The following is a 20223-nucleotide window of genomic DNA, read 5'->3' as shown; positions in this document are numbered from 1 at the left end:
GGCCTTTTACTATCGCTTTATCGTTTGACTGTATTAAATATCGGTCTGACAGATGGCACCGAACTGGTGGTTTGGCGCATTATCGTAAATATGGCCGCTGTAAAGGAACATATAGTAACGCGAATAGCGCCCGGTTTCCGACGCCCATACGGCCTGATAGCCGTTGTTTTTTTGCAGACTATCTGACCATTCGCTCCACAGGCTACCGACCCGGGTTGTGCCGTAATCGGTGTAATCCAGCAGGTCTTTTGACGGCACAACTTGACCGAGGCTGGCACAATAGCTATCGGCTCCTGTGGCGTTCATCGTTCCACTACTGAACGTAAACCAGTGTGACAGGCTAAATGACCAGGTTAATGTTCCCGTTCCTACCTTAGGCACGCCGGTAATGGTGACGTTTTTCGTTCCCGACGTTGGCGTTCCCGACAGCCTGACGATACCGTTGCTGTCAACGGTTACCCATCCTTGACTGCTGCTCCAGGTATAGTCGCTATTGGCCGTTGTCCCGTCGTCAACCCTCAACGTAAACGAGGCGCCGAGAAAGCCTGTTTCAGGGAATCCGCTGTTTGGCTCAAAGAGGCGGTTATAAGCCTGTGTCGTGTTATTCACGCTGATTTTGGTAATACGCCTTTCGACAAAAGTAATCGCTGTCGTTTTACCCGTATCGGTACCGTTTTTCTGCGCTTTTGCCGTAATGGTAACGGTTTCTCCCGTTCTGTCGGTTATCGACACCTGCGCCTTGCCGCTGCTGTCGGTGGTTGCGGTGACAGCGCTCAGTACAGCGCTGCCCGTTACGCTGAACGTCACAGGCGTGTTTGCTACAGTCTTTCCACCGCTGGTCGCTACGGTGGCCGTCACGGTAGCGCTGTCTACGCCATCGGCATTTACAGTAGACTTATTTGCCGTCAGGTTAGTTACGCTAAATCCAAGGAATGCCGCCTGTACCGTAGCCTGCTTGCCGTTACTTATGGCGGCAGTGACTGTGACCGTTTCCACCGTAGTATTCGTTAACGTTATGGCCACCTGCCCGCTGCTGTTCGTGGTACCCGATGCAGCAGACAGCACAGCGTCGCCGGTCGCGGCAAACGTGACGCTTTCTCCCTCTAGCGCTCTGCCGGCGCGGTCTTTCAGGGTGATGGTAACCGTATTAACGGCGATGCCGTCTGCCAGCGCGCCGGTGGTGGACTGCGCGGTCAGTGTGGCGCTGTTGAGGTCTGCCGCAAAGCTGCTTTCCTTCGTTATGCTGCTGCCGGTGGACAGCCTCGCCGTCACCTGAACCGTCTCGGCCTGCGTGTTGGTGAGGGTTATTTGTGCCTGGCCGCTGCCGTTGGTATTTGCGCTAGCCGAGCTTAGCCTTGCACTACCTGTTACGCTAAAAGTCACTGCCGCGTTTGTTAACGGATTGCCGTTAGCGTCAGTTACGGTCACTGTAGCCGTATTGGTGTCGCTTCCGTTGGCGACTGCCCCGCTGGTAACAGCAAGGTCTTTCAGCCGGGCTGAGTTTTGATCCGGGATGAACAGGCTGGATGCGGTAGCGCTGTTGCCGTTTGCCAGCGTTGCCGTGAGCGTCAGAGATTCCGCCGCGGTGTCGGTATACTCCACGGTGGTTTTTCCGCTGCTGTCCGTCACGGCCGACTGGCCGAAAGTGACCGTGGTTTTATCGCTGCTCCAGGTGACGGACTGCCCGTTCAGTGCATTACCGTTTACGTCGGTAACGATAGCCTGCGCTACGTTGACCGTTCTCCCGTCAGCCGGGCTGCCGTCCGTAGTGACCAGCAGATTAGCAATCTGCGCACTGACGGAGTCTCCGATAAAGTGCACCGTACCGCTGGCCGTCTGGCTACCGACGGTCGCACTGACGGCAATATCGCCAGACGTCGTAGAGGCTAAACGTACTGTGACTCTACCGCTGCTGTCAGAGAGGCTCTCATCGTCTTTAAGCGTGACGCCCTGTGGAACTTTCCAGATTACCTTTTGACCCGTGACCGGACGACTATCGCCGTCGGTCAGCGTCGCGACGACTACGTTAGTGCTGTTACCATCGGCTGCGGCATTATCTTCCTTAACCGATAGCGCAATGTGGCTCACGGCAACGGCTATAAAATGGCTGTTTTGTGAGGCAGAAACGCTACCGCTCTGCGCCGTAACCGGGACGGTTTGCGCAACTGCGCTAGTCAAAGTGACAGTGGCTAATCCACCGTCGTCGGTTAGAACTGAGGCCGCATTCAGGCTTACGCCGCTGTTGGCCGGAACGTTCCAGACTATGGGAGTATTGCGCACGGGCTGACCGTCGCGGTTTGTCGCCAGTACTTGAAGCACGTTGCGAGTAGCACCGTCGGCTGGGCTGTTGTCCGTAACGACCGAAAGCGCTAGGTGTGCAACACCCTGTTCCGGCTTTTTACGATACTGAAGCACAATTTCGTTATTGCGGTCTACCAGATCGTAGCGGCTTCCCGCCAGCGTGCGCGTCGCCTGCACGTTTGCCGGATTGGTTTGCCAACTCCAACTGCTGCCAAAGCGCCAACTGACACCCAGCGCTAACTGTGTATCGTGCTCTCCTTTCCCCTGTTTCTGATTTACGCCCAGCGAAACAAGCGGAATTGGAGTATATTCTAGTCCTGCAGTGACGGCGTAGGGGTTACGCTGAAGGTTGTCTTTATTAAAGAGCGCGACCTGACTACCGTAATACTGTTCCCAAATCAGCTTAGCGCCCAGTTGAGGGTAAGACGGAAGCCATCCCTCCGCCCGAACATCATATCCGTCGGCGGGCTTTTCCTGCCAGGTATCGTCGAAGTCGCGGGACTTATGCCAGTCCGTGGTTCCCAGATAAACGTTGGTGGACAGGCGGAGATAGTCGCGCCATGCTTCTGCACCCATGCCAACTCGGCGGTTACCGCCGGTAAAATCTTTGTCCATGAAGACGTTGCCGCCGTACATCCAGCCGTTTTGCCAGAAGGTACGAACGCCAACCCCCAGATTTCCCGTCAGGCGATCGGACGGGTTACGTATGCCGCTCTGAACAAACAGCAGAGACTTCTCATTGTCGTAGACGGGCGCCAGCAGGTCCGCGCTGCTTCTGCTCCAACTGCCGTGCCTGTCCATATTTAGCTGGACACGCGCCGTGCCAAATTGGCTGAACCACTGTTGTAATTCGCCCGAGGCCGCCCCTACCGCAAGAGAGCGAGCGGAGTCAGAGACATTGTTAGACGTCAACATGCGGGCCGCCTGCCCCATTTCCGTCGCGTAGGGAAGAGCCGCCACATCATTGGCTTTTTGTTCACTGAGTTTTTCAGTACGCTGAAGGTCACCGGCGGCAAGAGAGGATGTACCGTTTTCCATACGGGTACAGCCGGCGATAGGCAAAAAAGTCTGTAGCAGGATCTGTGACCAAATCACTCCTGAAATATATTTTTTCATATATCAAGCTTTATAAAAAAGGCGTCATCGCGGTACGGGTTGTTCATGTCCTTTGACTTTTATACGGTTGCCGATTACCTCAAACGGCTCGGCTCACTGCAATAAATAACGTTCCCCTTCACTTTATTACCGTCAACGATAATCTGACCGATAGGGTTCACTAAAAAATCGAAAGTTTCAACACACCATGTAATTATTATCTTGTTAAGTGTTTTTATTCTCATAACCAACAAAATAAAATCATTATCAACATGTTTTAATTGATATTTTTATTTCAATTAACTACATCTTCATATGATACCAGATGGATATGTAAGAGTTTTACACTGAGGTAAAAGTGATTTTCATGTTCTCACAAGTAATGGATTACTTTCAACAATAATTTATTAATAACCCCTTTTGTTTTTAAAAAAATAATTATAGCAACACATTTAACTTAATGAATTTGGTGTGTAATACCCGCTTTTTAGATGTTTTCATGGCAAGCGTTAGCGCTTATCATTGCCAATGAAAACAATCGTAACTCACTGACACTACTAACTTCATTTAACATTGACATGATAACCAGCGATGATAGGAGTGCTCTGCTAGAAAATGACCAAAAGACAAGCATTTTACAGGAAGTCTTTTTACGGTTTTTGGTTCTCTCAAACTGTTTCTCTTTGAAATTATCTAAAGAAACAAACGTGAGTGAAGTACATTCAAAGAAGAAAAGGCGGGCTAAAACATTCTGTGTATTACATAGGTCACGTAAAAAAACGTCTCTCTTCCCAGAAAAGCCAGCCTGTTCTTGAGGCTAACGTACCTGGTTGTTGGCGTAGGCGAGCTGTATGCCTTAATCCCAGCGTCCTCAGCCATCAGCATGGCTCGCTTCATGTGCAGCGGGTCGCTCACAATTATCGCGCTTTGGTACCCCTGCTCCGCCATAATCTCTTTCGCGTACTGAATATTCTCCTGCGTTATCGTTGATTTCTCCTCGCAAAGAATATCCTCGGCTGGCACGCCGCGGGCTTTTGCATAGTGTTTTGCAATAGCCGCATCCGACTGTGTGCTTCCTTCGCTATAGCCGCCGGTAAATATGATCTTTTTAGCCATGCCCTTTTGGTATAAAGAAATACCGTGGTGAATACGCTCTCTGAATACGGGAGAAACCTCACCTTTATAAACGCCAGCACCAAGAACGATGATAGCGTCAACGGGTGCATGTTCACTCTTTCCACTATAGTTCCAAATGGATACGGCCGTGTAGAGTAAGTACAGAAGTACCAATGTACAAAGCGAGGTGCAAAAACGCCTCACGCTCTGCTTTCTCTTTTTTTCCCGCATGGCATGTCACTTCCCTGTAAAGAAACCTTCTACATCCTCTGGCTATATCATCCTCTGATAGCAGCACTACGCGTTTTCCACTCAGGGTAGGATATATAGTAACGTTACGCTTTAGGCAAAGAAGTAAAAATAGAGATATTTATTGAAATTTGAATGCGTTAGAAAAACGCCAAAAGCACAAAATTTGAGTAATGGTGAGTTTATAACTGATTGATTTGAATGGTGCCCGGGACGAGACTTGAACTCGTACGGCGTTGCCGCCGAGGGATTTTAAATCCCTTGTGTCTACCGATTCCACCACCCGGGCTGAATTGGAGGCGCGTCCCGGAGTCGAACCGAGGTGGACGGATTTGCAATCCGCTGCATGGCCACTCTGCCAACGCGCCTTACTTTGATTTTCAATCGAGAGATTGAAATTGGAGCGGGAAACGAGGTTCGAACTCGCGACCTCAACCTTGGCAAGGTTGCGCTCTACCAACTGAGCTATTCCCGCTTTTAAGATAAAACCAGCAAAAATGCTGGCCTAACTCACTCCCCCAGCGACCCAGTCGCCGTTGGATGGGGAGCATTCTACTTACCTGACCGGGTGAGTCAATAGAATAATGAAAACATTTGGTTCGTTTGCTGCTTTTTCCGGCGTATTGACTAGTGCTCCAGCAAATCGTTTCGCGATGCCTTTAAATACTGGAACATAGACCAAAAAGTAAGAATGGCTGCTATATAAAGAAGCACGAAGCCCAGTATCTCAATCCACTGGTTTGGGCGCCAAAGCAAGCCGACCAGCGCCAGCATTTGGGCCATGGTTTTCACCTTCCCTATCCATGAAACGGCTACACTGCTGCGCTTACCGATTTCAGCCATCCACTCTCTCAGAGCGGAGATAATGATTTCTCGTGCAATCATCGTCGCTGCAGGTAGTGAAATCCACCAGACGTTGTAATACTCAACCACCAGCACTAGAGCTGTTGCAACCATCACCTTATCCGCTACAGGATCGAGGAAGGCGCCAAACCTGGTTGTCTGTTTCCACTTTCGCGCTAAAAAACCGTCAAACCAGTCGGTTACTGCTGCAACAACGAAAATCGCTGCGCACACCATCGGCGCCCAAGTATAGGGCAGGTAAAACGCCAAGACGAAAAACGGAATCAAAACGACGCGAAACAGGGTAAGCAGAGTTGGTATATTAAGTCGCATAGTGTTCTGGTGCTCTATCACTCAGAAGAAATAGGAGAGGGCTACCTCTTATGTTGCTACATCGCCCTCAATGTTTCAATGCATTGTGTATCTTTTCTGCTAAAGATTGCGAAATTCCCGGAATTTTCGCAATTTCGTCAACGGTAGCCTCAAGGAGAGGCTGTAAGCCTCCCATGTATTTTAACAGCGCCTGTCGACGTTTAGGGCCAATGCCTTCAATATGCTCTAGCGCACTGGTCTTCTTAACCTTCGCTCTGCGCTGGCGGTGCCCAGAAATGGCGTGATCGTGAGATTCATCCCGGATGTGCTGAATAACGTGCAGTGCCGGAGAGTCAGGTTGCAGAGAAACCCCCTCACCTTCAGCCTCAAAGAACAGTGTCTCTAAACCTGCTTTTCGATCGCTGCCTTTAGCCACACCGATCAGCCGCGGCTTTGTCTTGTCCCATGAAACGTCTAGCTGCTGAAAAACATCTATCGCCTGCCCAAGCTGCCCTTTACCACCGTCGATAAAAATAATGTCAGGTATTTTCTCTTCAGTTAGCTCTTTACCATATCGGCGTTTCAGCACCTGAGCCATAGCCGCGTAGTCGTCTCCACCGGTAATGCCGGTAATGTTATAGCGACGATAGTCTGCACGCAGAGGCCCGTTTTTATCAAAAACCACGCAGGAAGCCACGGTCTGCTCCCCCATCGTGTGACTGATATCGAAACACTCCATGCGGTGAATTTCCGGCAACTCTAGCAGTTCAGCCAGAGCGGCTAGTCGCTGATGAACGGTAGACTGCTGAGAAAGCTTCGTCTTCAGCGCAATACTGGCGTTGGTTCTCGCCAGCTTAAGATAGCGAGCCCGGTCGCCGCGAGGACGAGTTTGAATCTGTATTTTTCGACCGGCCACGTCAGAAAGCGTGTCTTCCAGTGCTGCCTTATCAGGCAGGCTGAAATCCAGCAGGATCTCGCCCGGCAGCGAGCGCGCCTGACTTCCCTGCAGATAGAACTGACCGACAAAGGTCTGCACCACCTCTTCCAGCTCAGTTCCTCTCGGCGTTTTAGGATAGTAGCTGCGGCTTCCCAATACTTTTCCCTGACGCAGAAACAGCACATGCATACAGGCAATGCCCGACTCATAGCTTACGCCGATAACGTCTAAGTCATCACTATCGCCTGACACGAACTGCTTCTCGGTAACGCGCCGGATAGCCTGGATCTGATCGCGGATCCGAGCCGCCTCTTCAAAGTTCAGCGCTTTGCTGGCCTCTTCCATACTGACAATAAGACGATCGAGTACCTGACTGTCTTTTCCTTCCAGAAACAGCCGCACGTAGTCTACCTGCTTTCGGTATTCCTCTTCGGTCACTAGCCCTGCAACGCAGGGGCCTAGACACCGACCAATCTGATATTGCAAGCAGGGGCGTGAGCGGTTTCGGTATACGCTGTCTTCGCACTGACGGATGGGAAAAATCTTTTGCAGCAGCGCCAGCGTTTCCCGTACAGCTCCTGAGTTAGGGAACGGGCCAAAGTACTCCCCTTTGGCGTGCTTGGCGCCGCGGTGTATTTTCAGGCGCGGGTGGCTGTCGGAACTCAGGAAAATCAGAGGATATGACTTATCGTCGCGAAGCAGTACGTTATAGCGCGGCTGGTAGAGTTTGATGTAGTTGTGCTCCAGCAGCAAAGCTTCGGTTTCCGTATGGGTTACCGTCACGTCAATGCTGTGGATGCTTTTGACCAGCGCTTCTGTTTTCTTACTGGAGACGTTTTGGCGGAAGTAGCTAGACAGGCGCTTTTTAAGATCTTTGGCTTTACCGACATAAATAACGACGCCAGAGGCATCGTACATACGATAAACCCCTGGCTCGTTAGTGACGTGCTTTAGAAAAGCCTGGCTGTCGAAATGATCAGTCACTGTTTAACAATTTATCCGATGAAACAATGCCGTTCTGTATTGCCAAGTGGGTAAGCTCAACGTCGCCGCTGATATTCAGCTTGCTAAACATTCTATAGCGGTAGCTATTAACCGTCTTAGGGCTCAGATTGAGCGCTTCAGCGATCTCATTTACCTTAAGCCCCTTGGTGATCATCAGCATAATCTGTAGCTCACGCTCAGACAGGGCTGACAGAGGAGTATCCGCCTCTGGTGCCAACTGGCTTAGAGCCATTTGACGAGCAATCTCTGCACCAATGTAGCGCTGACCAGAGGCAATGGCGCGGATAGCGTTAATCACTTCATCCGGAGCAGCACCTTTACTGAGATAGCCAGAAGCCCCCGCCTGCATCACCTTTGCCGGCAGCGGGTTTTCAGTGTGGATAGTTAACATGATGACTTTAATATCCGGCGAATAGCGGAGGATCTTTTTAGTTGCCTCCAGCCCGCCAATTCCCGGCATATTCATGTCCATCAGGACGATGTCAACGTCATTGGCGCGGCACCACTTAACGGCATCTTCACCAGTTTGAGCTTCGCCAACCACTTTTATTCCTTTGACATCTTCTAAAATGCGTCGGATCCCTGCGCGCACCAGTTCGTGGTCATCAACAAGAAGAACGCTTATCAACAGAAAATCTCCAAACAGAAAGAATAAAATCGACGCACTTATCCGCAAAAAACGCCGTACCTAGAAGCCAGATGAGTGTAGAACTAACGTTTTCTACAACATCCTCTTAGGAAATCAAGTAATTATTTCAGCTGAGCCCCATTAACGCAATCACTATCGTATGAATAGGCGCAACCGCCTAAGGCGCATTTTTCTGTAGTCAATACTAAGACTAGTATACCGCACCCACTCTCTATTCAAACATCGGAATTTTTAGCCCCGCCTAATGAAACCTTATGTCAAAGTTGGCATTTTCTCTAAAAAATGGCACATTCAACGTCTATTTCATTACGTTAGAGCCATCAGGAGACGTTTATGGCGGTTGTACTTCAAGTAGACTTCAGCATGCCCGCAGAAATGTTGGGGGAGGCGTTGTCCAAAAGCGCTGTAGGGCTGGCAGAGAGTATTAATCAGGAGCCGGGCTTTATTTCAAAAATCTGGACAGAAAACCTGGAAACCAAAGAAGCCGGCGGTATTTATCTATTTACCGACAGAGACTCCGCAGAGCGTTACTGGCAAATGCACAAACAGCGCATTGCCTCCTTCGGAGTTACTCAGGCTAACTGCAAGATTTTCGATATCAATCTTCCCTTAACTCTGATTACCCACGGTCAGGTCAGCTGATAGAAGGCTTTCTACCCGCTGAGCCGTAGGCTGTTCAGCTATTAAGGGCCTGACTTACCTTGTAAGCTGAATGGCCCTTTTATTCATGACGTCATTACCCATGCTTAACAGCGTGTTCCGCTCTAAGTAGCTTATCTTTGGGCCCTGCCAGTCTTTATCAAAAATCAGCACCGCAATGCCAAAAGAGGCGGTTGTTACGGCCTGTTTTTCATTTGCGGCGACAAACCACTTCGGCAGCTCAAAGGGAATTCGGCCGCGAATAAACGCAACGTGATCCGCCTGTTCCCCTGGCCACCACTCTTCAGCTGTCGCAACTTTAACCAGATACACATAGCGCCCTCCCTTTTCCCGCTGTTTGAGGGTATAGCGCATGATGTGAGACATTCCCGTCAGATACTGCCCTTTGTGCTGCTTCGATCTGGAATACGGTGGATTCGCAAACGCAGCCCCTTTAATTTTATCCAGTTTGGCTGACCAGTCTTGAGTAAGGGCATTATCTTTAACGGTATAAAAATAAGAGCACTTGCTGTTTTCACCATCGCTAAAGAGATCGAGTACCATCGGGCCGTACAAAGCATCAATAGCCCAGAAAAGTGCATCGGGCGTGCACCACTGATCGCCAATGTCTTTTAAATAATGCTTTTTCTTTCGACGCTGTTGGTTAATCTTTTGAAAATATTCGGTTTCAGAAAAATCGATCATTATGACCCTTTAACTTTTGGGTCCAGACGGGAATACGCTGCACTGATTACACGCACAGTTATCCTTATTTTTAATAAGGAATTAAAAAGTCCGTTTACTGATTTATGTAGATTACCGTTTGGAGCAAGTCATCAAAAATTTACTTTGTAAAACAATATACTTAGATGATATAAAAAACCAAATAGACGCTTTACAAGCTGATTACAAATCTCATAAATAAGAGTTGCTGAAATAAAATATAAACCAATCAACAAATCAAAGCCAATAAAAAGGCATTAAAATTCATTCAAATAATTAAATACTCATCAAAAATGTAGCCACTGTTAAATTATTAAATTGAAAAACATATATTTCATACGATAAATAGAATGAAAATCATAAATTCAAATAAGTTATTAATGATAATAGATTATTGTAGGTTAATAACAAATTAATAATCTACTTTTAATAAAAAAATAGTCACCGCAGCTACCGTAACCCACGTTACTTTGTCTCTTCCCCTTCGCGTTATTTGCTTTTCAGATAGATTGTTCGTTTTTTAATCAGAAAAGTAGGGATTCGGGTTGAAGATGAACTCTGACAGCTTCAATGTGTGTAATAAAAATTATTATTTCAAAAAATCAATGAATTATAAAAAAGGCACGGATAATGACGTAAAAATACTCTCAAAAAAACCTAGTGATTTTACCAGCTTGTTTTATATAGCAAAACTCGGTGATAATTATCACAGCGTTTTATCCGTTAGACATGACTGTTTTTGGTTTGCCGTGAAACCGACTCCACACACTTTTTGGTTTCACGGCTATTTTTTTTCAGAAATAAAAAGGCCGTGCGGCTCTGTCTGCACGGCCTTTTTAATCATTAATTAACGTTCCTGAACGTCTCGATCAGTTTCTTAAACGAGGAGCCTGAAGCTGATCGCGAATAGACGCGGCCAGTTCGTCAAGAGAAGGCTGTTCGGGATGCGTTTCATCCTCTTCGCGCATCAGTTGAATCTCTGCCAGATAAGTGTGCACTGGCTGCCCGTCATCATCTTCCATAACCACATGATACCAAGGAGACTTCCTCAGGCGATCGTCGGCGGCAACCTCATCCTCAGAAGCCGGCTGCTCGAGAGAATACTCTGCGTCGATATCAATAATCACACCCAGGCTTCCCAATAGTGAATGTCTGACCTGCTGACCAATAGAGAATTTGCTGGTAATCACTGTCTCCTCCTTTTATTCAGGCTATGCCTTCCCTTTAAATATGGGGGGCGGTGGTCACATTTCAAGCCAGCTTTGACAACACTGACTTAACTTTACATCCAGTAAAAAGCCCTTCTTGAACATCACTCTCTTTGCAAAGCAATCAGATACACTTTACCGGTTTCGGCAGTCCCGCAATTTTTGTAGCCTGCTTCGCCGGACCTTTACTAAACAGCCGATACAGATACCGACTGTTACCCTTCTCTTCGCCATACTTTTGCGACATGGCTTTAACTAACATACGAATCGCCGGCGAGGTATTAAACTCTTTATAAAAGTCGCGGACAAAGCGAACAACCTCCCAATGCTCCTCACTTAAGGAAATCTCCTCCTGACGAGCAAGCTCTACCGCTATGGCCTCGCTCCAGTCATCAATATTGAGTAAATACCCCTGAGCGTCGGTTTCTATCACTCGGCCTTCAAATTCAAACATAGTACCTCAGCGCTTAAATAGCCATTCTTCCACTATTGTACCGCAAAAAGGAGGCCTATTGGATCCTATACAGCCCCCTGCCTGCGCGCTTGCGGATAAAATAGTAAAGATCCATAACAAATGATTAACTCATTTCAGCGGTGTATAGTGTTCACCTCTTCCCGGGATAACAACAAATAAGGTAAGTTCATGGCGATTGAATGGGTAGTGGCCTACTTAGCGCTAGGCGCAGTGGTTGGCTTTATGGCCGGTTTATTAGGCATAGGCGGAGGTGGGATCATGGTTCCCATTCTCACAGCGATTTTTGCTGCTCAAGGTACGCCGCCCGATCACCTGGTTCATATGGCTCTCGGAACCTCTATGGCCTCTATCGTTTTTACCGCATTCTCCAGCTTAAGAGCACACCACAAGCATCAGGGTGTACTTTGGCCCGTCGTTTGGAAAATCACGCCGGCGATCCTGCTGGGAACGCTCTCCGCTACCTGGCTAGCGGCTCTGCTGCCAACTAAAGCGCTGGGCATCTTCTTCTCCTGCTTTATGGGCTATGTCGCCCTGCAGATGATCCTGAATATTAAGCCTAAGCCAAGCCGTCAGCTCCCTGGTTTTCTGGGAATGTCTATTGCGGGACTTTCTATCGGTGGGATCTCAGCGCTGGTCGCCATTGGCGGCGGTTCACTCACGGTTTCATTTTTGAACTGGTGTAACGTTCGTATACAGCAGGCTATCGGCACTTCTGCTGCGGTGGGGCTACCTATTGCCCTGTCGGGAAGCGTCGGCTACATGATTAACGGCTGGGGATCTTCCGGCACGCCGGACTACAGTATCGGGTATGTCTATCTTCCTGCGGTCGTTCTTATTTCAGTCATCAGCTATTTTACTGCCCCACTAGGCGCTAAATTAGCCCACCGGCTGCCCGTTGCTACACTGAAAAAAGTTTTTGCCTGCCTGCTAATCCTGCTTAGCCTGAAAATGCTACAAACCCTCTTTTGGAACTGATCTTCTGGAACTAAGCTCACCTCTCCAAGCACCCCGCGGCGTTGGCTGCGGGGTATCGTTATCACACAGTGAATAAACTAAATAGCTAACGATGAAACTCCTGGCTATCCATTGGAGCCTCTTCCCTTCTTTCGTCAAGGCTATAGTCGCGCAGCACGCTGGCTACTCGAAGTCTATACCCCGCAAAAATGTGGCGACGCCCTTCAGCCTGAGCCAGTCGGTGCTGTTCAATATTTCTCCACTGCGCAACTGACGCCTCATCTCGCCAGAAGGATATGGAAAGCAGCTTTTCCGGATGACTCAAGCTTTGAAAACGCTCGATGGAAATAAAGCCGTCCATCTGAGAAAGCAGTGGCTTAAGCTCTGCTGCAAACTGTAAGTAATCGTCACGCTTTCCTTCTGCGGCCTCTAACTCAAAAATAACCACAATCATAGCTGTTCTCCAACGCGCTAAAATGCAACGGGGTCTTCCCCATATCAACTAACAAGATATAACAGTCGGCTGCGCGTTTGAAAGGAAAAGAGGCTACATCTCTGCTTTCGGTTTGACCTCAGTACTGCCCTTAAGGCGAGGGCGATGGGGTTCAATTTCAGTAAGCGGAGTCACCGGATGTAAAGACAGCAAAGAGCGAGCGGCCAGCATTTGATACTCTTGCGTGTTGAGCCGTTTCCAATAAAGCTCGTCCTCCGTCACGTCGCGCACGTGCTTAGCCGGGATCCCCATCAGCATCTGCCTCTTTTGCCCAATAAAACCTGCCTTAACAAAGCTCATGGCGCCAACAATGCTTTCATCCCCAATCACCGCACCATCCATAATCACGCTGTTCATTCCTACCAGCGCATCTCGGCCGATAGTACAGCCGTGCAGTATTGAACCGTGACCGATGTGGCCACATGAGTGCACTATCGTATCGGTGTCGCAATAGCCGTGCATAATGCAGCAATCCTGAAGGTTTGCACCATCCTCCAGAATCAGCCGCCCGTAGTCCCCACGCAGTGAGGCATGAGGGCCGATATAGACGTTCTTTCCAACAATGACGTCGCCAATAAGTACTGCACTAGGGTGAACATAGGCGGTAGGGTCAACAACGGGAACAAGACCTTCAAACATATAAAAACTCACGAACTGTACCTCCTCACCTAAATAAATAGCGTATAAAACACCGAAGCGCTTAACGCGGGAATAAATAAACAGGTGAGAGATTAAAATAGTCCGTTGTTATAGAACGGAAATCATTCAATATTGGTGAGCGATATAGCAATTTTTCTCAGGCTGCCGCTGCAAAATACAGCCTCGCCCTGACTAACTTATCTTTCTTACTTTAGCGCTGATTCAGCCAGAGAGGCGATCATCAACGCCAGCCTCTCCTCCTCCATCTCTTGTCGGTCGTTGAGCGTTTTTACTAGCCGCCCGTCGTCAAACACAAACAGCCTGTCAGCCAGACGGCAGGCTTGAGAAAGACTGTGGGACACCATAATAACGGTGTAGGTTTCCGCAAGTTCTTTCAGCAGGGCTTCAATTCGCGCAGAAGCCAAAATATCCAGCGAAGCAGTGGGCTCATCCAGCAAAAGAATCTGAGGTTCCAACGCTAGTGCACGTGCCAGACAAAGGCGCTGCTGCTGCCCACCGGACAACAGCGAAGCGGAAGTATTCAAGCGGTCGCAGACTTCCGGCCACAGCCCGACGTCCCTTAGGCTCTTCTCTACCCGATGATGAATCTCATAGCGGGAAAGCCGCATCAGCTTTTCTAGCGGCATAGCAACGTTTCTTCCAATGCTGACAGGCAGCACGTTTGGCGTTTGAAACAGCATGCCGACCTTGAGTCTTAGCGCCATCAGCGAGCCGCCACAGGCTCTCATCTGCGCCTCTAAGCCACTGCCAACGTCTATTTGGATATTTCCCGTCGTCGTACAGTCAGCCGTTTCTTCATTCAGACGATTAAAAGCGCGTAAGAACGTCGTTTTACCAGAACCAGACCGCCCAATCAGCACGCTGATCTTTCGTGCGGGAACCTCCAGACTGACTTTGCTAACAATGCTTTGCCCACCAAACGCGATAGACACATCACTCACTCGGGCGGCGATAGTCATAGAACTCCCTTTTTCCAACGTAAACGGTAGGTTTTTTCAATGGCGTAAGCGCCAAGCAGTAAACTACCTGCCAGTAAAAGTAAAACCAGTGCAGCACCGAACCCACGCTGCAGCTCTTCCTGTGTCTGATACTGCGCAGCGGTATAGTAAATGGTAAACGGCAACGCCTGAAACTTGTCAAAGATGCCGTTTGCCAGCCCCGCATTGGCCACCACACCGGTAAGCAGGATCACCGCCGTGTCTTCTGCTGCGCGGCCAAAAGCCAGAACGATGCCACCCAAAATCCCCCTGCTGGCAGCAGGCAGTAAAACATAGCGCAAACGCTCTCGGCGACTAAATCCCAGAGCGGAGCAGGTCAGCCTCAGCTCCTCCGGAAGCGCCGTCAGCGCTTCTCGAGAAGTCAGTACAACAGAGGGTAAAACGAGCAGCGCCAGGCAGACAGCCGCCAACAAAAGACCCGTATTGGCCTGAGGGAAAAAGGTATAGCGAAGAAAAAGAATCAGGGTAAAGCCAAACAGCCCCATCACGATAGAGGGAATACCGGCCAGAACGTCAATTGCACACCCTAACCATTGCTTCTGCCGAGGCCCCGCATACTCCGCCAGATAAATTCCGCAGCCAATACCGGGAAATAGCGCCAAAGCAACCGTTAGGCAAACCAGATAAAGCGTTCCCACACAGGCGGGCCATATACCATCCCATACGGGACGTCCACCAAAAAGCGCCTCTTTCACGGGGGTATCGCCAAAGAACAGCGAAACGTTAAGCGCCGGAACGCCCTTCACCAGCAAAAAGCCAAGCAGGCTTCCCATTGCCACCAGCAGAATAGCCACTGCCAACCACCCAACAGCCGTGAGTAGTACAATCGGTCGCTCAGACTTCACTGCCGACTCCCCGTTCTAAACGCCGTAAAGCCAGACTGACGCAGCCGTTAATCAACAGTAAAACGGCGCCAGCGGCAAACAGTGAGTTATAGGCCGTGCCGCCAACCTCATTTGCAGTAACCAGCGCCATGTGAGCCGTTAACGTTCGCAGACTGTCTGTCGGAAAAATAGGCAACTGAGGCCAGTTTCCCGACAGCATTAAAGAAATAAGCGTATCGCCGATGCCTCTCCCAAATCCAAGAATCAGAGCGGTTAACAGGCATCGTCTTCCCTGAGAGAAAACAAAGTACAGGAGAGTTTGCAGTCGATTAAAGCCGAGAGCGGATGCGCTTAGGTGCAGCTTTTCCATACGTGGGCGCAGGCCAGTGTCCATGACTAACACCATTGTTGGCAGCAGCAGTAAACTAAGAATAAGGCAGGCAGACAGCCAGTTTAAGCCAGAGCCCCCTCCTACTGCACCGCGCACCAGAGGAGTCAGGAGAAAGATTGCGACAAAACCGTAAACCACCGTCGGTACGGCGGTCATAAAGCGAATAAGCCCGGCAATAAGTCGAGTCAAAAGGCGAGTAAACACTGAAGCGTTCGGCGCGGTTGCGTTAAGTAACCACCCGCACAGCCCAATCGCCAACGGCCAAGACAGCGCCACTGCCGACAGCGATAGCAGCACTGAGCCCGCTATCATCGGTAAAATTCCAAACTGCCCCTTTGATGGACTCCACAGCCAGGAAAACAGGCCTGAGCCATCAGTGCCGCTGTGGGGAGCCAAGACAGGTACGGCAAAAGCAAACACCATCAGGAAAATCAAGCCGATGCCGCACACCGTAAGCGCCGTTGCCAAACGCAGTGGCAAACCGGCGCCGTCGTGACTGTTACTCACTTTTCCCCGTCGGCAGGTAGCCAGATTTTTCGATAATGGCCGTTCCTTCAGGGCTATATACGTAGTCGATAAACGCCTTGGTCAGCCCCTGCGGCTGGCCTTTGGTGTTCATATAGAGCAGGCGGGTGATCTTATAGCTACCGCTGGCAGCGTTTTCCTGTGAAGGAATCATGCCGTCAACCGTTACGCCGTGAAGAGAGTTGTCCAGATGGCCAATTCCCACGTAGCCAATGGCGTTTTTATCCTGCATCACGGCAGTTTTCATGGCGCCGTTTGAGTTCACCACGTTGGCTTGAGCAAGCTCGGTTCCCTTATTCAGAGCCTTCTCTTCAAACACTTCTCGAGTACCGCTTCCGTCTTCTCTCACGTACAGGGAAATAGGCGCATCGCTGCCGCCAACCTGCTTCCAGTTAGCGATCTTCCCAGAGAAAATATCACTCAGTTGCTCACGGCTTAGGGACTTCGCGCTGTTCGCCTCGTTAACAACAACGGCTACGCCGTCAATAGCGAACGGAAAGCTCACCAGTCCATACTTGTCTATTTCGCTCTGCTTCAGGGCACGACCGGTGTTGCCAATCTCAACTAAGCCTTCACCCACCTTTTGAACGCCAACGCCCGAACCACCACCGGTAACGGTAATGTTTACATTGGGATTTGCACTCATGATATTTTTGGCCGCGCCAACCATCACGGGAATATGGGCCGTTCCACCAGCGATATTGACGCTGCCTTTAGCGTCTTTAAACGCGTCTAAAGGGATGCGAAAATCGATGATGAAACACAGATAAGCGTTGCAGCTACGTATGGGAAAAAACGATTCATCTCAGTCAATCCTCTACTTTAATCTCGTCTCTATCAGGTGATAACACTCAGCATGGAAGCGTAAAGCCCCTATCTAACGTCCGGCTATCATAGCGAAAAAAGGGTTGTAAATCACATAAAACGCGGGCGATAACACACGTAATCCTGATGCAAGAGAATATGAAGAGATATGCAGAACGAACAGAAAGGAAAGAGATGGGCTGTGAGGGATTCGAACCCGCGACCTATGGATTAAGAGTCCACTGCTCTACCAACTGAGCTAACAGCCCTTTTTGTCTGACAAATAAAATACGCCTCTGAATTAATGCTTTCAATAGAAAAAAGTAAATCTTTGAAAGTATTTATTTACACCACTAAATGTCCTCTTCTCTCTCCGCCAACCGCTACGCGCAGCGTTCCACACGTTAGAACGTAAACTCTCAAAAACCATTTTTTATAATTGACCGACGGTCGGTCAATACTATACAGTATGTTCATCAACAAGGTGCCGTCGCGAATTTTTAATATAAAAAAGAAAAAGGTACTCCCAATGCGAATCGTTAAAGCCCCCGAGGTTCGGCGAACGGAAATACTTTCCGTTGCTGAAAGGCTGTTTCAAATGAAAGGTTATGAAAAAACGTCTGTTGATGAAATCGTGCGCACGGCGGAAATTGCCAAAGGGACGTTCTACCACTACTTCAAATCAAAAGAAGAGATCCTTGATGCATTAACAGAGCGACTAGTAGCCGATATGGCACACGAATCCCGGTTGATTGCTAACAATGGCGATCTCAATGCCGTTGAGAAAATAGTGTCGATCATCAGCAAACAAAGTGCGCTAGCGGCCGAAAGGCAAAGCGTTGTTGACGGTATGCACCACCCTACAAACAAGGCGCTTCACGATCGTATTAACGTTGAAACCGTTAGAGTATTTGGTCCTATATTGGCTGAGGTTGTCAGTCAGGGAAACCGAGACGGCATTTTCCACGTGGACGACCCTCTCAGCACTGTCCAGTTTATATTAGCCGGTTCTCAGTGCCTGTTTGGCGAAGGAACCTTTAACTGGTCTGCCGCTGAAGAACAGGCCAGAAAGCAGGCAATGCTTACGCTGATAGAAAGAACTTTTGCCGCAGAACCGGGAAGCCTCTCTGCTGTGCTACAGACAGTACTCTCCCCCAAAAAGCCTCTTCAAAACGCTTTTTAATCTTGCACCATAAGGAACTGGAGAACTGGATATGAAAAAGTTAAAGATTGATAAGTACGTTGATCGTCATCTTGATGAGTCTTTCACGATCCCACTGGGCTTTATTCATCTGTTAAAAGGGCTGCTGCCGGCTTCTGCTATCGAATCGCTTAATCAGCATGGTATAGCGTTAGAAGACATAATAGCCGCGGCTAAACAGGGGCTCCCCTATCAAACCTCTATCGAGGTTGAAGAGAAAGCGGTAATGAAAAAGATAGCGTTTACCCTGCAGTAATAAGCTATTCAATAAAGATTAGCCTCTGCTGCTTTACTATAAAAGAATCACCCTCGCTAATAACTCATTACTCGCGAGGGTGAATTACAGATTTTAAAAGCTAAGCCAGCATATTGAAGCTAGTAATAGTTAACCGTAAAGGTGATCGCCGCATTAGCCGATCCTGTTGTCACGGTGTTGGTATACTGGTAGTAGCGCGCTTTTAGTGGAAGGACATAAGAAGCCCCATCGACGTTAGTTAGCGCCATTGTTGGCTTATAGCTAAGTCCGTACAGCGGGAGTAGTGTCTCATTAGTATCAGCAATCTGCACGCCTATTCCCTTAGCCTGGCTAGAACCCGCGTTTAAGTAAGCCATGTTATTGAAATAGCCATTAGAACCTTTAAAAACAAACTCTATTCGGTTAGTCGTCGGCGCATTATTAGACGTAATGCCTCCTCCCGGCGCGGAATATGTCAGATCCTTATCCGTCTTGTAATAACCGTGAAACGGTGGACAGTTTCTCAGCGTAATGTTGAAATCCTTCCAGTCTGTTGTCGAGCCTATACCGGTAAACGATGTTAACTGGTGGCTACCCAGTTCAACGTCAACGTCATCTATCTGGCAGGTGCGGTTAACCACGTTAACCATTCCGGAAAAGCTTACTGTGAGATAAGGACTTTCCCACGGAGCGGGCGAGGTAATACCATGAGAAAGCTGAATGGTAGGAAACAGTGCAGCCTGAACCTGTGCCGAAGACGGTATCGCCCCCGTTTTTACCAAGCGTAATGTAATGGGATTTATACCAGACCCGTTACCGCTGCCGCTACCAGAAGTAATGACTCTGTCTGAACCGTTCTCCGTAATTGGATACTGCCCACTACCGCCAATCGAGTTAGTACCAATATAAACACCGATACCCGGCACGTTAGTAGGGAAAATGCTCTGATTACCAGACAGTGTCGGTCCCCCCAGCGGCATAGTCAAAGCCTCTCTGCGCTTATAGGGTTTCACCGTTACGGGCAGATCGGTTGACGCATAGTTGCACCTGTAGCCGGTATACCCGGCTACAGGGACATATGTTTGAGTATATAACACGGTACCTACCGGCAGCTCTTCACCGGCGGTAATGATACCGTTGCCAATAATAGGAATAACAACGTTTTGATTGTATTCCTCATAGGGTCCGCAGGTTACTACAGCATGTGCCTTAAATAAGGGTAATGTCGCAAGAAGTATTAAGGTTCCCAGTCTCAGCATGTACCCAACAGCGTGTCGCATGATGCCTCTCTCCCTATGCAGTTTCATGCCGTAACTCCTCTTGCAGCCTAGCTATACGCTTGTTCACCGTCGCGAGGCTAATTTTTAAATATGCACCGATTTTTCTGGCGTTCCACCCTTCTTTAGAAAGCCGTGCAATTTGTTCATCAACTAACGGGCTATTGCCGCGATAGTAGTAGCGCGTCTGAAACGTCTTGCGACAGCCGTTACACCGATAGCGCTGTAACCCAGCATTTCCCAAGCCGTGCTTTTTAACCCGCTCCCGAGACTGGCAGAACGGACACTCAGGTTGTAATAGATTCATCA

General features: G+C 49.0%; 20 protein-coding genes and 4 tRNA genes. 4 read left to right on the top strand and 20 right to left on the bottom strand.

Annotation, left to right across the window (positions count from 1 at the left end):
* Nucleotides 1-33 precede the first annotated feature (33 nt).
* The 8 genes from DQM29_RS07425 to uvrY form a co-directional block, all read right to left on the bottom strand.
* Nucleotides 34-3417, bottom strand: coding sequence for an Ig-like domain-containing protein (locus tag DQM29_RS07425; RefSeq protein ID WP_111740091.1), 3384 nt, complete (start codon nt 3415-3417; stop codon nt 34-36).
* A gap of 720 nt (nt 3418-4137) precedes the next feature.
* On the bottom strand, nt 4138-4743 hold the full coding sequence (locus DQM29_RS07420) for a YdcF family protein (RefSeq protein ID WP_111740090.1): 606 nt from the start codon (nt 4741-4743) through the stop codon (nt 4138-4140).
* Nucleotides 4744-4963: 220 nt separating this feature from the next.
* Nucleotides 4964-5050: transfer RNA gene (locus DQM29_RS07415), tRNA-Leu, on the bottom strand.
* Between the two features lie 5 nt (nt 5051-5055).
* Nucleotides 5056-5129: transfer RNA gene (locus tag DQM29_RS07410), tRNA-Cys, on the bottom strand.
* Nucleotides 5130-5160: 31 nt separating this feature from the next.
* A tRNA-Gly gene (locus tag DQM29_RS07405) sits at nt 5161-5236 on the bottom strand.
* Nucleotides 5237-5388: 152 nt separating this feature from the next.
* Nucleotides 5389-5937 carry a CDP-diacylglycerol--glycerol-3-phosphate 3-phosphatidyltransferase gene (pgsA, locus tag DQM29_RS07400; protein ID WP_111740089.1) on the bottom strand — a complete coding sequence of 183 codons (549 nt, stop codon included), beginning with the start codon at nt 5935-5937 and terminating at the stop codon, nt 5389-5391.
* Nucleotides 5938-6004: 67 nt separating this feature from the next.
* The gene (gene uvrC / locus DQM29_RS07395; protein ID WP_111740088.1) at nt 6005-7837 is read right to left on the bottom strand and encodes an excinuclease ABC subunit UvrC; all 1833 of its coding nucleotides are present in this window, start codon (nt 7835-7837) and stop codon (nt 6005-6007) included.
* Nucleotides 7830-8486, bottom strand: coding sequence for a UvrY/SirA/GacA family response regulator transcription factor (gene uvrY / locus DQM29_RS07390; protein ID WP_111740087.1), 657 nt, complete (start codon nt 8484-8486; stop codon nt 7830-7832). Before uvrY ends, uvrC begins: the two co-directional genes overlap by 8 nt.
* Nucleotides 8487-8840: 354 nt before the next feature.
* Here uvrY and DQM29_RS07385 point away from each other — a divergent pair, with 354 nt between their 5' ends.
* Nucleotides 8841-9149: a monooxygenase gene (locus DQM29_RS07385; protein WP_111740086.1), complete on the top strand. Its 309-nt coding sequence runs from the start codon at nt 8841-8843 to the stop codon at nt 9147-9149.
* A 54-nt stretch (nt 9150-9203) separates the two neighbouring features.
* Here the strand turns inward: DQM29_RS07385 and DQM29_RS07380 are convergent, their stop codons facing one another.
* From DQM29_RS07380 to tusE, 3 genes are all read right to left on the bottom strand, one after another.
* Nucleotides 9204-9851 carry a phage N-6-adenine-methyltransferase gene (locus tag DQM29_RS07380; RefSeq protein ID WP_111740085.1) on the bottom strand — a complete coding sequence of 216 codons (648 nt, stop codon included), beginning with the start codon at nt 9849-9851 and terminating at the stop codon, nt 9204-9206.
* Nucleotides 9852-10738: 887 nt separating this feature from the next.
* A complete protein-coding gene (gene hspQ, locus DQM29_RS07370) occupies nt 10739-11059 on the bottom strand; it encodes a heat shock protein HspQ (protein WP_111740083.1) in 321 nt (106 codons plus the stop codon).
* 142 nt (nt 11060-11201) lie between these two features.
* Complete coding sequence (tusE, locus tag DQM29_RS07365; RefSeq protein WP_111740082.1) at nt 11202-11531, bottom strand: sulfurtransferase TusE; 330 nt, start codon at nt 11529-11531, stop codon at nt 11202-11204.
* A 189-nt stretch (nt 11532-11720) separates the two neighbouring features.
* Here tusE and DQM29_RS07360 point away from each other — a divergent pair, with 189 nt between their 5' ends.
* Nucleotides 11721-12527, top strand: coding sequence for a sulfite exporter TauE/SafE family protein (locus DQM29_RS07360; protein WP_111740081.1), 807 nt, complete (start codon nt 11721-11723; stop codon nt 12525-12527).
* An 85-nt stretch (nt 12528-12612) separates the two neighbouring features.
* On the opposite strand, the gene DQM29_RS07355 is transcribed toward DQM29_RS07360, so the two are convergent.
* The 7 genes from DQM29_RS07355 to DQM29_RS07330 form a co-directional block, all read right to left on the bottom strand.
* Complete coding sequence (locus tag DQM29_RS07355) at nt 12613-12960, bottom strand: antibiotic biosynthesis monooxygenase family protein (RefSeq protein WP_111740080.1); 348 nt, start codon at nt 12958-12960, stop codon at nt 12613-12615.
* Nucleotides 12961-13053: 93 nt separating this feature from the next.
* The gene (caiE, locus tag DQM29_RS07350; protein WP_111740079.1) at nt 13054-13650 is read right to left on the bottom strand and encodes a carnitine operon protein CaiE; all 597 of its coding nucleotides are present in this window, start codon (nt 13648-13650) and stop codon (nt 13054-13056) included.
* Between the two features lie 194 nt (nt 13651-13844).
* Nucleotides 13845-14618, bottom strand: coding sequence for a phosphate ABC transporter ATP-binding protein (locus DQM29_RS07345; RefSeq protein WP_111740078.1), 774 nt, complete (start codon nt 14616-14618; stop codon nt 13845-13847).
* Nucleotides 14615-15502: a PstA family ABC transporter permease gene (locus tag DQM29_RS18185; protein WP_197708855.1), complete on the bottom strand. Its 888-nt coding sequence runs from the start codon at nt 15500-15502 to the stop codon at nt 14615-14617. The genes DQM29_RS07345 and DQM29_RS18185 overlap by 4 nt, the downstream gene beginning before the upstream one ends.
* Entirely contained in the window at nt 15492-16379 is an 888-nt protein-coding gene (locus DQM29_RS18180; protein WP_197708854.1) for a PstC family ABC transporter permease, read from the bottom strand. Before DQM29_RS18180 ends, DQM29_RS18185 begins: the two co-directional genes overlap by 11 nt.
* Nucleotides 16372-17067, bottom strand: a complete 696-nt coding sequence (locus DQM29_RS07335) for a phosphate ABC transporter substrate-binding protein (RefSeq protein WP_232054952.1) — start codon at nt 17065-17067, stop codon at nt 16372-16374. The genes DQM29_RS18180 and DQM29_RS07335 overlap by 8 nt, the downstream gene beginning before the upstream one ends.
* Before the next feature lie 330 nt (nt 17068-17397).
* Nucleotides 17398-17470: transfer RNA gene (locus tag DQM29_RS07330), tRNA-Lys, on the bottom strand.
* Nucleotides 17471-17730: 260 nt separating this feature from the next.
* Between DQM29_RS07330 and DQM29_RS07325 the strand changes: the two genes are divergently transcribed.
* Nucleotides 17731-18384 carry a TetR/AcrR family transcriptional regulator gene (locus DQM29_RS07325; protein ID WP_170126506.1) on the top strand — a complete coding sequence of 218 codons (654 nt, stop codon included), beginning with the start codon at nt 17731-17733 and terminating at the stop codon, nt 18382-18384.
* A gap of 31 nt (nt 18385-18415) precedes the next feature.
* Nucleotides 18416-18658 carry a hypothetical protein gene (locus DQM29_RS07320; protein WP_111740075.1) on the top strand — a complete coding sequence of 81 codons (243 nt, stop codon included), beginning with the start codon at nt 18416-18418 and terminating at the stop codon, nt 18656-18658.
* A 119-nt stretch (nt 18659-18777) separates the two neighbouring features.
* On the opposite strand, the gene DQM29_RS07315 is transcribed toward DQM29_RS07320, so the two are convergent.
* Both DQM29_RS07315 and DQM29_RS07310 read right to left on the bottom strand, forming a co-directional pair.
* On the bottom strand, nt 18778-19944 hold the full coding sequence (locus DQM29_RS07315; protein ID WP_111740074.1) for a fimbrial protein: 1167 nt from the start codon (nt 19942-19944) through the stop codon (nt 18778-18780).
* Nucleotides 19931-20221 carry an IS1 family transposase gene (locus DQM29_RS07310; RefSeq protein ID WP_172622632.1) on the bottom strand — a complete coding sequence of 97 codons (291 nt, stop codon included), beginning with the start codon at nt 20219-20221 and terminating at the stop codon, nt 19931-19933. Before DQM29_RS07310 ends, DQM29_RS07315 begins: the two co-directional genes overlap by 14 nt.
* Between the last annotated feature and the right edge of the window lie 2 nt (nt 20222-20223).

The organism is Leminorella richardii, from assembly GCF_900478135.1.
GTDB lineage: Bacteria > Pseudomonadota > Gammaproteobacteria > Enterobacterales > Enterobacteriaceae > Leminorella > Leminorella richardii.
This window is presented reverse-complemented; position numbering and strand designations above follow the sequence as displayed.